Raw genomic sequence first — 13,237 nt, forward strand, 5'->3', positions numbered from 1 at the left:
ATTGAAGTGACCACTTCAAATACAATGGGTATTGATACTTCAATACAACTGTTTCAACACAACCTCGGGTGGTAAGCGTGGCCAAATCAGAAACTCATACTCCAATGATGCAGCAGTACTTGCGTTTAAAAGCAGAAAATCCAGATATTTTACTGTTTTACCGTATGGGCGATTTCTATGAATTATTCTACGATGATGCCAAACGTGCTTCACAATTATTAGATATATCATTAACTAAACGCGGCGCTTCTGCTGGCGAACCTATTCCGATGGCAGGCGTTCCTTTTCACGCCGTTGAAGGCTACCTAGCCAAATTAGTTCAGCTTGGGGAATCCGTGGCAATTTGTGAACAAGTTGGTGACCCTGCCACCAGCAAAGGCCCAGTTGAACGTAAAGTGGTGCGCATTGTCACACCAGGAACTGTCACCGATGAAGCGTTATTACCTGAACGTATTGATAACTTAGTTGCTGCAATTTACCAGCAAGATGAAAAATTTGGCTATGCTACTTTAGATATGACGTCTGGTCGTTTTCAATTATGTGAACCTCAAACCCTAGAGGCGATGCAAGCAGAACTGCAACGAACCTCGCCGAAAGAGCTATTATATCCAGAAGATTTACAAGCCATGTCTTTGCTTGAAAAATCAAAAGGCCAACGCCGCCGCCCTATTTGGGAGTTTGAACTTAATACCGCCAAGCAACAGCTTAATATGCAATTTGGTACCAAAGATCTCGTTGGTTTTGGAGTTGAACATGCCAAGCTTGGTTTATGCGCTGCTGGCTGTTTGATTCAATATGTTAAAGATACTCAGCGTACCGCTTTACCACATATCCGCTCTTTGACGTTTGATCGCCAAGATGACTCGGTGATCTTAGATGCTGCAACTCGTCGTAATTTAGAAATTACCCATAATTTAGCCGGTGGAACCGATAATACGCTTGCAGAAGTGCTAGATAAAACCGCGACTCCAATGGGTAGCCGCATGTTCAAACGTTGGTTGCATCAACCAATGCGCAATAACGACGCGCTTAATCAGCGCCTTGATGCTATTACTGAAATTAAAGACAACGCCTACTTTTCGGAGCTAAATCCTAGCTTAAAAAGCATTGGAGATATTGAACGTATTTTAGCTCGTTTAGCTCTACGCTCGGCTCGCCCACGAGACTTAGCTCGCTTACGTAATGCCATGCAACAGTTGCCAGAATTAAGCAGTATTACGCAAAATTTCGAACACCATCATCTACAAAAACTGGCTAAAGCTTGCTTACCAATGGATGAGATCTGTTCATTACTCGAACGTGCTATCAAAGAAAATCCACCTGTAGTGATCCGAGATGGTGGAGTGTTGGCTGAAGGGTATCATGCGGAATTAGATGAACTTCGTAACTTAGCCGATGGCGCTACTGAATACCTCGACAAAATGGAAGCAGAAGAGCGCGAACGTCACGGTATTGATAGTTTAAAGGTGGGTTATAACAATGTGCATGGCTTCTTCATTCAAGTCAGCCGAGGACAAAGTCATTTAGTACCACCTCATTATGTTCGTCGTCAGACTTTAAAAAATGCTGAGCGCTACATTATTCCAGAATTAAAAGAACATGAAGATAAAGTACTTAATTCAAAATCAAAAGCTCTAGCGTTAGAGAAACGTTTGTGGGAAGAATTATTTGATTTATTAATGCCGCACCTAGAGCGCTTACAAGAACTGGCCGCCTCTTTATCTCAATTAGACGTATTACAAAATCTTGCTGAACGAGCTGATTCGCTTAACTATTGTCGCCCAACACTAACTGATAACGCTGAGCTCCATATTGATGCAGGGCGCCACCCAGTAGTTGAGCAAGTGCTGGATGTGCCATTTATTGCCAACCCAGTAGAGCTAAATGCTAAGCGCCAAATGCTGATTATTACCGGCCCAAACATGGGTGGTAAATCGACTTATATGCGTCAAACGGCATTGATTGCTTTATTGGCCCATATTGGTAGTTATGTTCCAGCGGACGCGGCAACCATAGGCTCGATTGATCGCATCTTCACTCGAATTGGCGCGCAAGACGATCTGGCATCTGGCCGCTCGACTTTCATGGTAGAAATGACAGAAACCGCCAATATCTTGCATAACGCGACTAAAAACAGCTTAGTACTAATGGATGAAATTGGTCGCGGTACCAGTACTTATGATGGCCTGTCATTGGCATGGGCCAGTGCCGATTGGTTAGCCACCAAGATAAAAGCAATGACGTTATTTGCTACGCATTACTTTGAATTAACTGAACTGCCAAACCAAATTGATCATCTTGCAAATGTGCATTTAGATGCCATTGAGCACGGTGATAGCATTGCCTTTATGCACGCAGTTCAAGAAGGTGCAGCGAGTAAATCATACGGTTTAGCAGTGGCAGGATTGGCCGGCGTACCGAAATCGGTGATCAAACAAGCCCAAGCTAAATTACAACAACTTGAAGCACTCGGGCATCAAAAAGCCGGTAATGAAACGACCGAGCTTAACTCAGCAACCAAAGCCGTTGTGACCGAGCAACAATTGAGTTTAATCCCTGAATTGAGCGAAGTGGAACACGCTTTGGAAAACATAAACCCTGATGACATGAGCCCAAGAGAAGCATTGGATGCCTTATACCGACTTAAGAGCTTAATGGCCTAGGAAAAGCAAAGTTGAATTTCGTTTATCAATATATAAATAACGTCATATTCCGTACATGAGCCTAGGCGAAGAAGATACCGAATCTCCTACTGCATGTTGAGACTCAAATTGTGGTAGAAGATCCTGAACTGCGCTCCTACGTCGCTTTTCAGGATGACGTTTTTGCTAATAATTTATTCACCTGAAACTAGGTACTCGCTTTTTTCGAGATACGAGCCACGAACATACTTCTTCTAGGAACTAGCAACTAGCAACTAAGTACTAGGAACTTTACCAACAAAACAAAAGGGAAGCCCCAGTAGCTTCCCTTTATCAAGTTAATGACGATTTAAATCATTCGTAATCCGCGTCGAACAAAGATTCCATGCTCAAACCTTGTTTCATTAAGATCTCTCTTAAACGACGTAGACCTTCTACTTGGATCTGACGAACTCGTTCACGAGTTAAATTAATTTCACGGCCAACCTCTTCCAAAGTAGATGGCTCATAGCCTAAAAGACCAAAGCGGCGTGCCAAAACTTCTTTTTGCTTCGGGTTAAGCTCATCTAACCAATCAATCAACGACGACTTGATATCGTTATCTTGTGTCGAGAATTCAGGATCAGAGTTATGAATATCAGGAATGATGTCCAGCAACGCTTTATCGCCATCCCCGCCAATAGGTGTATCAACTGAACTTACACGCTCATTCAAACGAAGCATTTTGCTAACATCTTCCACTGGTTTATCGAGTTGGAAAGCAATTTCTTCTGCAGTGGGTTCATGATCTAGCTTTTGTGCTAATTCACGAGCAGTACGCAAATAGATATTCAGCTCTTTCACGACATGGATAGGCAACCTAATGGTGCGTGTTTGATTCATTAAAGCTCGTTCGATGGTCTGACGAATCCACCAAGTAGCATAAGTTGAAAAACGGAAACCACGTTCTGGGTCAAATTTTTCTACCGCACGGATCAGACCTAAATTCCCTTCTTCAATCAGGTCAAGTAGTGCTAAGCCACGGCTGTTATAACGGCGAGAAATCTTAACGACGAGGCGTAAGTTACTTTCAATCATACGCTTGCGTGCTGCTGCATCACCGCGAAGTGCTCGTCGAGCATAAAGTACTTCTTCTTCTGCCGTTAAGAGTGGAGAAAAACCGATTTCACTAAGATAAAGCTGAGTCGCATCAAGGCTTTTGGCCGAAACTTCATACTCTTCTTTTGCTTCTGTTTTTTGTGAAACCGCTTCGGCTTCAAGAGCCTCAACATCAAATTCAGAATCATCGATGTCGTTTATTTTGGTTACTGCATTGCTGATACTCATAAGCGCCTCCCCTTGGCGAATAAAGTTTTAGCAAGACATAACAACTTAATATGTCATTATTGTAAGTCACTTTATTTCAAGATAGCTCTAGTCCAAGTAGCTTTCTGGATTCACTGACTTACCTTTGTATCGAATTTCGAAGTGTAGTCGAACACTATTGGTGCCCGTACTTCCCATCGATGCAATTTTCTGGCCAGCTTTTACAGACTGACCTTCTGTTATCAATAAACTATCGTTATGGGCATAAGCACTGAGATACTCATCATTATGTTTAATAATAATCAAGTTCCCATAACCTCGAAGTGCATTACCAGCATACACCACAACACCTGCTGCAGTAGATACTACGTCCTGTCCTCGTTGCCCTGCGATATCTATCCCTTTGTTACCTTGGTCACCGACTGAGAACTTGCTAATTACTCGTCCTTTTGTTGGCCACACCCAGCGTTCTACCTTGTCATTACTCGATGTCGATTGTGTGACAGGTTTATTATTATTTTGTGTTGCTTGGGGTTCAACATACTCCTTTGGTTGTGATTTCACAACTGGGGAAGTATTCTGTTTTTGTGCCACTTTAGTCGTAGAGGTTGAAGCTACTAGGCTATCTCCAGCTCCCGTACCATCAAATGCTGGCGGGATGTAAACCGGACGCCATAAGTTTAATTTTTGACCTGGATGAATGGTATAAGGAGGCTTTAAATGGTTGAAGCTAATGATGTCATTAACATTTTTATCTGCCAGATAAGAAATTAAATAAACCGAATCACCTTTTTCAACGACGTAATAGCTCCCTTTATAGCTACCACGATCATTTTTAGCAGGATTTAATGAACACGCAGCTAAAAAAGTGAGAAAAAACAAAGCAATTAGTGCATTTCTTATCGACAACAACCTGAGTACCTTTCGTTTATTAGGCCAAATCGCCCGCGATTAGAGGAACAAAGCGAACGACTTCTACCAAAGTAGAAATACACTCTCCTGCTTTTTTTTCGATTTTTATCAATTCTTGATGCTCATCACCTATTGGCACAACCAAAACACCGCCTTCGGCTAATTGTGCAACTAGAGGCTGTGGAAGATGAGAAGCCGCCGCAGTAACAATAATCGCATCAAAGGGACCTTTCGATGGCCAACCTTGCCAGCCATCACCATGCTTAGTTGAGACATTGTAAATATCTAAATGTTTCAAACGACGCTTCGCATCCCATTGTAATGATTTAATGCGCTCTATTGAATAAACATGGTCAACCATTTTTGATAATACGGCGGTTTGGTAACCCGATCCCGTGCCAACTTCTAGTACTCGACTATTGGGCTTTAAATTCAATAGTTCTGTCATTTTTGCCACTATATAAGGCTGAGAGATTGTTTGACCGGCCCCAATAGGCAACGCATTATTATCATAGGCCTGATGACGCATAGCTTCAGATAAAAAGTACTCGCGGGGTAAGCTTCTCATTACCTCCAAAAGTTGGGGATCTTTGATGCCTTTATTCTGTAAAATAGAGACCAGTTGATCTGCTTTTATATTCTTCATTATTGCCTGTAATGTTTATTTTGGGCTAACCCAGTGCTTCATTTTTTCTATCGCTTCATGTGCCGTAAGATCAACGCGTAATGGTGTTATCGACACTTCACCTTTTTCTATAGTATAGAAATCGGTGCCTTCACCAGCATCCGCTTCTTTTCCCGGAGGACCAAGCCAGTAGATATCGGCGCCACGGGGATCTTTTTGCTTAATCATATCTTCCGCATGATGGCGAGCTCCAAGTCTAGTAACTCGAGTCGCACCAAGCTGATCTAGTGATAAATCAGGGACGTTAACGCTGATCAAGTGATTAGCAGGAACGGGATTCTTCACATGCTGCAAAACCAGATCTTTAGCAATTTGTGCCGCAGTATCAAAATGGGTTTTCCCTACCAGAGAAATCGCTATCGATTGAACTCCCAGAAAATGTCCTTCCATCGCAGCTGCAACAGTACCGGAATACAGCACATCATCACCTAGGTTTGCACCATGATTGATCCCTGAAACCACTAAATCGGGCATATCTGATTTTAATAACTCATTTAAAGCAAAATGAACGCAGTCAGTCGGAGTACCTTGTACTGAATATACATTAGGGCGAACTTGTGTCACACGAAGTGGTGTTTCTAATGTTAATGAATTTGAAGCGCCAGATCGATTACGATCCGGTGCAACTATGATGATCTCAGCGATCTCTGACAACACGTCAGCCAAAGTATTAATCCCTTGAGCATTTACACCATCATCGTTGCTTAATAGTATTTTCATTATTCTTCCTTGCTAAATGAAGTATTAGTGGTTGTCGATTAACTTTCGTAGACACGCTCGACTTCAACCGCATCGGCTACTTCTCTTAAAATCGAGGTAGCAAAGCACCCTGCCGGTAGAGAAAAAGATACGACTACATCACTGCTATCAACTTGCCAGCTCATATTATTGGCTTTTAATCCCACCACACGGCGATCATGGCGCATACGATTACCACGGATAAGCTTCATCAAATCTTCTTCAGCATCTAAGAATTGATTTTCAAGTTTCTGTGCTAATCCTTGGGTTGGAAGAGCATTATCTCCCGCCAATGCTGACGTTAAAAATACACTGCCTTGTTCAAGCTGAGATTGTAATGATTCTAGCGAATCCTCTTCTACTGATAGTATTTCGCCTTGAGTGTTTTGAACTAAATCGCCCTCAATTAGCTGGTTAAACAAGCCATTTTCAATTCGATGAGACAAGATATGATTGAAAATCCAAGAGCGTGCGGTAGACAAATACATACTACGTTTATTTTGGTTACGAGTACGCACATTATCACGCCCCCAACGACGAGCTTCCGCTAAGTTATTGCCATCACGGCCAAAACGTTGTGAACCGTAGTAGTTTGGTACACCACTTTGTTTGATCTTTTCCAAACGTTCAACCACATCATCAATATTCGTCACATCAACCAGACGAATCACGAACTGATTACCAACCAAATCACCTGGACGAAGTTTTTTATTATGACGAGCGGTCTCAAGCACTTTAATACTTGGGTACTGTTGCTCTAAAGCTTTAGCGTCAAAACTCATATCCGGCTTTGGTAGGTGCACGCTTAACCATTGCTCAGTTACGGCATGGCGATCTTTTAAACCTGCCCAGCCAACATTTTTCGATGGCACGCCGCACAATCTTGCGATTTCATTGGCAACAAAGGTCGTGTTTTCACCTTGCTTACGAATTCGCACCATCAAGTGTTCGCCGTCACCAGAAAATTCAAAACCAAGATCTTCAATAACTTGAAAATCCTCCGCTTTAGATTTTAGTTTGGCTTGAGCAGCAGGTTTACCTAGTAAGTATGCAAATGACGCTAAAATATCAGTCATGAATTGAGATCTTTTTATTTGTAAAAATTATTGGCGAACGATTAAAGCAACCGCTTCGCATGCAATGCCTTCTTTACGACCAGTAAAACCCAGCTTTTCAGTGGTGGTCGCTTTAACATTAATATTATCAATATCGGTTTCTAAATCGGCAGAGATAGCTTCTCGCATGCTTTGAATAAATGGCAACATTTTGGGTGCTTGCGCAATAATAGTGACATCAGCATTACCCAGTACGTAACCTTTTTGTTTAACAAAGCGATACACTTCTCGTAGTAAAGCTCGGCTATCTGCACCTTTCCACTTATCATCAGTATCTGGAAAATGTTTACCAATATCTCCAGCTGCAATTGCACCAAGCAAAGCATCGGTCAATGCATGCAGCGCAACATCACCATCAGAATGAGCAATTAGACCTTGTTCGTAAGGAATGGCGACACCACCAATGATGACTGGGCCTTCACCACCAAATTTATGCACGTCAAAACCATGACCAATTCGAATCATTACATTACCTATTATTTATTTACGCTGAGATAGGAAAAATTCCGCTAGAGCTAAATCTTCAGGCTGAGTGACTTTAAGATTATCGGAGCGACCTTGAACTAATAAGGGTTGGTAACCTGATAACTCCATTGCTGAGGCTTCATCAGTAATAACCTTTTGATTGATTAATCCATCGACTAAAGCTGATTTTAGTTCAATAAGCGGAAAAAGCTGCGGCGTTAATGCGTGCCATAATTGACTACGATCGACAGTTTGTTCAATGGTATTCAAACCATTTTGCGCGCAAGAACGTTTCATAGTGTCACGTACTGGCGCCGCTAAAATGCCACCGCGATGCGCTTGCTGACACTGATTAATTAATTTATTGATGTCATCATGAGTCAAGCAAGGACGCGCAGCATCATGTACCATCACCCAAGAGTATTGCTCAGCATGATATTGAGATAAATAGTTCAAACCAGACAAAACTGAGTCAACACGCTCTTGTCCGCCCACGACTCGGATAACATTATCAACCTGAGCGAGGGACAATTCAGAGAAATATTCATCCCCTTCACTCACTGCAATCACTACCAGTTCAATTTTCGGGTGTGATAATAAATTGTCGACGGTATGCTCAAGAATGGTTTTATCATGCAGTGACAAATACTGCTTGGGGTGATTGGTTTGCATGCGTTTACCAACCCCAGCGGCTGGCACCACGACAGCAAACTTCTGTGGAAAATCAATCATGATTACTTATCATCAGAGTTAAACGTAGTATTGGCTTCTGAATCATCACCAATAATTCGATAAAAAGTTTCACCATTTTTGATCATGCCCAATTCATGACGAGCACGCTCTTCAATAGCATCTAACCCTTGGCGTAAATCATCAATCTCTGCAAACATCAGATGATTACGCTTTTTCAAACTGTTATTCACTTCTTGTTGCACCGCAATATCAGAATGCACTGCTTGATAATCAAGAATGCCATTCTTACCGAAAAATAAATCATATTGCAGAGTTGCCAAGATAGCGATGAGCGCTAAAGTAAATATTCTCATCATCGACTCACTATCAAATAATTGCGCTAATGATACCTTATTCATAACAGCGGATCATGATTAAAAATAGATGGTTCCTAGTTTCGAGTTCCTAAGATCAAAAAAATCCCCGCCGAAGCGAGGATTTCAAAGTATCAATCAAACGAATTCAATGACGAATTATTGACCTTTAACTTCTTTAAGACCGTTGAAAGGAGCTTTAGCACCTAGAGCTTCTTCGATACGGATAAGTTGGTTGTACTTAGCAACACGGTCAGAACGGCTCATAGAACCAGTTTTGATTTGGCCTGCAGCAGTACCTACCGCTAGATCAGCGATAGTTGCATCTTCAGTTTCGCCAGAACGGTGAGAGATTACTGCTGTGTAACCTGCATCTTTAGCCATCTTAATTGCAGCTAGAGTCTCAGTTAGAGAACCGATTTGGTTGAATTTGATTAGGATAGAGTTAGCAACACCCATTTCGATACCTTTTGCAAGGATCTTAGTGTTAGTAACGAATAGGTCATCACCTACTAGTTGAAGTTTGTTACCTAGTAGTTCAGTTTGGTGCTTGAAGCCATCCCAATCTGATTCGTCAAGACCGTCTTCGATAGATACGATTGGGTATTGGTTAGCTAGGTCAGCTAGGTAGTGGTTGAACTCTTCAGAAGTGAAGATTTTACCTTCGCCTTTCATGTTGTAGTTGCCTGCTTCTTTGTCGTAGAACTCAGATGCTGCACAGTCCATCGCTAGAGTTACGTCTTTACCAAGAACGTAGCCAGCTTGCTCAACCGCTTCTTTGATTGCAGCTAGTGCAGCAGCGTTTGATTCTAGGTTAGGAGCGAAACCACCTTCATCACCAACTGCAGTGCTTAGGCCTTTAGCTTTAAGAACTTTAGCTAGGTTATGGAATACTTCTGCGCCGATGCGTAGAGCTTCTTTGATTGTTTTCGCGCCAACTGGTTGAATCATGAATTCTTGGATATCAACGTTGTTATCAGCGTGCTCACCACCGTTGATGATGTTCATCATTGGTAGAGGCATAGAGAATACGCCTGGAGTGCCGTTTAGCTCAGCGATGTGCTCGAACAAAGGCATACCTTTAGCCGCTGCAGCAGCTTTTGCGTTTGCTAGAGAAACAGCAAGGATTGCGTTAGCACCGAAGTTAGATTTGTTTTCTGTGCCGTCTAAATCGATCATTACTTGGTCGATTGCAGCTTGGTCTTTAGCGTCTTTACCCACTAGAGCAGTAGCGATTGCACCGTTTACTGCTTCGATAGCTTTAAGAACACCTTTACCTAGGAAACGTGATTTGTCGCCGTCACGTAATTCAAGAGCTTCACGAGAACCTGTTGATGCGCCAGATGGAGCAGCAGCCATACCTACAAAGCCACCTTCTAGGTGTACTTCAGCTTCTACTGTTGGGTTACCACGTGAATCGATGATTTCGCGACCTAGAACTTTAACGATCTTAGACATTGATGTTTCCTCTCGTTCAATTTAAATATAAATGTCAATTTAATGGGTAGTCGCACAACTAAAGCCACTACCCGTATCCCTTTTACATCTTACTTTCAAATTATTTCTAATTAGATCTTTTGCTAATTAGATTAGCTGCCAAAGGCAATTATTCAAATTCACCGCGTTGGTTTTGACCAGCCGCTTTTACAAAGCCTGAAAATAATGGATGACCATCACGAGGCGTTGATGTGAATTCTGGGTGGAATTGAGCCGCAACAAACCACGGGTGGTTCGGGTTTTCAATCACTTCCACTAGTTTCTTATCAGCCGAAAGACCGGACACTTTCAGACCTGCTTTCTCAATTTGAGGACGCAAGTTATTGTTCACTTCGTAACGGTGACGGTGACGCTCATGAATTTGAGTATTACCGTACAACTCGTACGCTTTCGTGCCTTTTTCTAGGTGACAAAGCTGAGAACCTAGACGCATAGTACCACCTAAATCCGATGCTTCAGTACGCTCTTCAACGTTACCTTCTTTATCTACCCATTCAGTGATTAATCCAACCACCGGGAATTTTGTTTCTTTATTAAACTCAGTTGAGTGTGCACCTTCCATACCCGCAACATTACGCGCATATTCAATCAGTGCCACTTGCATACCTAGGCAAATACCTAAATATGGAACTTTGTTTTCACGAGCATATTGAGCCGCAAGGACTTTACCTTCCACACCTCGGTCACCAAAGCCACCCGGTACTAGAATTGCATCGATGCCTTCAAGTAACTCAACACCTTTAGACTCAAGATCTTGAGAATCAATATATTTAATATTAACGCTTAAGCGATTTTTCAAGCCTGCGTGTTTTAATGCTTCGTTAACCGATTTGTACGCATCTGGTAATTCAGTGTATTTACCTACCATACCGATAGTCACTTCACCGGTTGGGTTCGCTTCTTCGTAAATCACTTGTTCCCATTCGGTAAGGTCAGCTTCAGGAGCGGTGATACCAAAACGAGTACACACTAGGTCATCTAAGCCTTGCGCACGAATCAGTTGTGGGATCTTATAGATAGAATCCACATCTTTCATTGAAATTACTGCTTTTTCTTGCACATTACAGAATAGTGCAATTTTCTTACGTTCGTTAGCCGGAATGATACGATCGCTACGACAAACTAAAATATCGGGTTGAATACCAATAGAAAGTAACTCTTTTACAGAGTGCTGAGTTGGCTTAGTTTTCACTTCACCTGCCGCAGCAAGGTAAGGAACTAAAGTTAAGTGCATGAATAATGCATTCTCACGACCAACCTCAACCGCTAGCTGACGAATGGCTTCCATAAACGGCAATGATTCAATGTCACCTACCGTACCACCAACTTCAACGATAGCGATATCATGACCTTCAGAGCCAGCAATGATGCGATCTTTGATTGAGTTTGTGATATGAGGAATAACCTGAATGGTCGCACCTAGGTAGTCACCTCGACGCTCTTTACGTAGAACATCTTCGTAAACACGACCCGCCGTAAAGTTATTACGTTTGCTCATCTTGGTACGAATGAAACGTTCGTAGTGACCAAGATCGAGATCGGTTTCAGCGCCATCTTCAGTAACGAATACTTCACCATGTTGAATCGGACTCATTGTGCCCGGATCCACGTTGATGTATGGATCTAGTTTCATCATGGTCACTTTAAGACCACGAGCTTCTAAAATCGCTGCAAGTGATGCTGCTGCAATACCTTTACCTAGAGAGGATACGACCCCACCAGTAACAAAAATGTAATTTGTCGTCATGCTTAACCTGAAATTGGTTGAATGAGGGAAATGGATTTCTTCTGGACGGGATGAAAATATACCAGAACCCCTTTTCCGCTACAACGTGAAATCTATCACACTCGATTAATTTATTTCTTGCTTCAAATCAATTTAGCTACCTCAGCAAAGAAAGCCACGTGTTACAGGTAGACAATATCTATATAAAACAATCAATAAGCATCAAAAGTGTTCGCTATATTCTTTTTTCTGCTAATTTTACGTTTTCCCACTGAATATCAAGTTCTTGCAAAGAGCAATCGGTCAATGATTTACCTTGCCCTGAGATGATTGATTCAACCCCTCGAAAACGACGCTCGAATTTCTGGTTTGCTTTAGCCAATGCTACTTCAGGGTCTTTGCCTAAATGCCTAACTAAATTGACCGTCGCAAACATCAAGTCGCCTAACTCTTCTTCAATACGTTGCTCGTTTTTATCAACCTGTAGAGCTTCTTCCATGACCTCATCAATTTCTTCATGAACCTTATCGACTACTGGGCCTAAAGTTCCCCAATCAAAGCCGTATTTAGCACATTTCTTCTGCAATTTATTGGCTCTTGATAAGGCTGGTAATGCTTTCGGTATAGAGTCTAGAATACTTTCTTCTACTTTGCCTTGCTGTAATTTTTCGTTTTGCTTTTCTTGTTCCCAACGAGCATTCAACGCATCCTCTGTTTCAATATTTTCATCTGCAAACACATGAGGATGGCGGCGTATTAATTTCTCGTTGACCCCATTCACCACATCATCAAAATTAAACAATTTCTGCTCGTTGGCCATCTGGCTATAAAAAATCACTTGAAACAGCAAGTCTCCTAACTCTTCTTGTAGGTTATTCCAGTCTTGATTGTGAATCGCATCCACTACTTCATAAGTTTCTTCTATGGTGTGAGGAACAATAGATCCAAAGGTTTGTTTTTTATCCCAAGGACAGCCATTTTCAGGATCTCGTAACTGCTGCATGATGGATTTGAGTTGTTCTATGGGTGATATCATGGTTTTCTCTTTATGTTCTTTCTAATAGCGGTGAGATTCAGATAGTAAAACACCGCTTATAAGGTTAAGC

At 42.0% G+C, this 13,237-nt stretch carries 12 protein-coding genes; 1 reads left to right on the forward strand and 11 read right to left on the reverse strand.

Translation table 11 applies throughout. From position 1 onward, the window contains the following. Positions 1-104 precede the first annotated feature (104 nt). Entirely contained in the window at positions 105-2,663 is a 2,559-nt protein-coding gene (mutS, locus tag QQJ93_RS09720) for a DNA mismatch repair protein MutS (protein ID WP_089123542.1), read from the forward strand. A 333-nt stretch (positions 2,664-2,996) separates the two neighbouring features. Here mutS and rpoS read toward each other — a convergent pair whose 3' ends face one another. The 11 genes from rpoS to mazG all read right to left on the reverse strand — a co-directional run bounded on the left by rpoS (position 2,997) and on the right by mazG (position 13,167). Next, complete coding sequence (gene rpoS, locus QQJ93_RS09725) at positions 2,997-3,968, reverse strand: RNA polymerase sigma factor RpoS (protein WP_089122402.1); 972 nt, start codon at positions 3,966-3,968, stop codon at positions 2,997-2,999. Positions 3,969-4,055: 87 nt separating this feature from the next. After that, on the reverse strand, positions 4,056-4,835 hold the full coding sequence (locus QQJ93_RS09730; RefSeq protein WP_244943664.1) for a peptidoglycan DD-metalloendopeptidase family protein: 780 nt from the start codon (positions 4,833-4,835) through the stop codon (positions 4,056-4,058). 43 nt (positions 4,836-4,878) lie between these two features. Further along, entirely contained in the window at positions 4,879-5,505 is a 627-nt protein-coding gene (locus QQJ93_RS09735; protein WP_089122400.1) for a protein-L-isoaspartate(D-aspartate) O-methyltransferase, read from the reverse strand. Between the two features lie 15 nt (positions 5,506-5,520). Continuing rightward, entirely contained in the window at positions 5,521-6,264 is a 744-nt protein-coding gene (gene surE / locus QQJ93_RS09740) for a 5'/3'-nucleotidase SurE (RefSeq protein WP_089122399.1), read from the reverse strand. Between the two features lie 38 nt (positions 6,265-6,302). Beyond that, a complete protein-coding gene (truD, locus tag QQJ93_RS09745; protein WP_089122398.1) occupies positions 6,303-7,358 on the reverse strand; it encodes a tRNA pseudouridine(13) synthase TruD in 1,056 nt (351 codons plus the stop codon). A 27-nt stretch (positions 7,359-7,385) separates the two neighbouring features. After that, a complete protein-coding gene (gene ispF, locus QQJ93_RS09750) occupies positions 7,386-7,862 on the reverse strand; it encodes a 2-C-methyl-D-erythritol 2,4-cyclodiphosphate synthase (protein WP_089122397.1) in 477 nt (158 codons plus the stop codon). Positions 7,863-7,877: 15 nt separating this feature from the next. After that, positions 7,878-8,594 (reverse strand): 2-C-methyl-D-erythritol 4-phosphate cytidylyltransferase, encoded by a 717-nt coding sequence (gene ispD / locus QQJ93_RS09755; protein WP_089122396.1) that lies wholly within the window; start codon positions 8,592-8,594, stop codon positions 7,878-7,880. A 2-nt stretch (positions 8,595-8,596) separates the two neighbouring features. After that, a complete protein-coding gene (ftsB, locus tag QQJ93_RS09760; RefSeq protein WP_089123541.1) occupies positions 8,597-8,908 on the reverse strand; it encodes a cell division protein FtsB in 312 nt (103 codons plus the stop codon). A gap of 159 nt (positions 8,909-9,067) precedes the next feature. Beyond that, positions 9,068-10,366 (reverse strand): phosphopyruvate hydratase, encoded by a 1,299-nt coding sequence (gene eno, locus QQJ93_RS09765; protein ID WP_089122395.1) that lies wholly within the window; start codon positions 10,364-10,366, stop codon positions 9,068-9,070. A gap of 148 nt (positions 10,367-10,514) precedes the next feature. Beyond that, positions 10,515-12,152, reverse strand: coding sequence for a CTP synthase (gene pyrG, locus QQJ93_RS09770; RefSeq protein WP_089122394.1), 1,638 nt, complete (start codon positions 12,150-12,152; stop codon positions 10,515-10,517). 214 nt (positions 12,153-12,366) lie between these two features. Then, positions 12,367-13,167: a nucleoside triphosphate pyrophosphohydrolase gene (gene mazG, locus QQJ93_RS09775; protein WP_089122393.1), complete on the reverse strand. Its 801-nt coding sequence runs from the start codon at positions 13,165-13,167 to the stop codon at positions 12,367-12,369. Positions 13,168-13,237 lie beyond the last annotated feature (70 nt).

Origin of the sequence: Vibrio algivorus, assembly GCF_030161215.1 — a bacterium.
GTDB lineage: Bacteria > Pseudomonadota > Gammaproteobacteria > Enterobacterales > Vibrionaceae > Vibrio > Vibrio algivorus.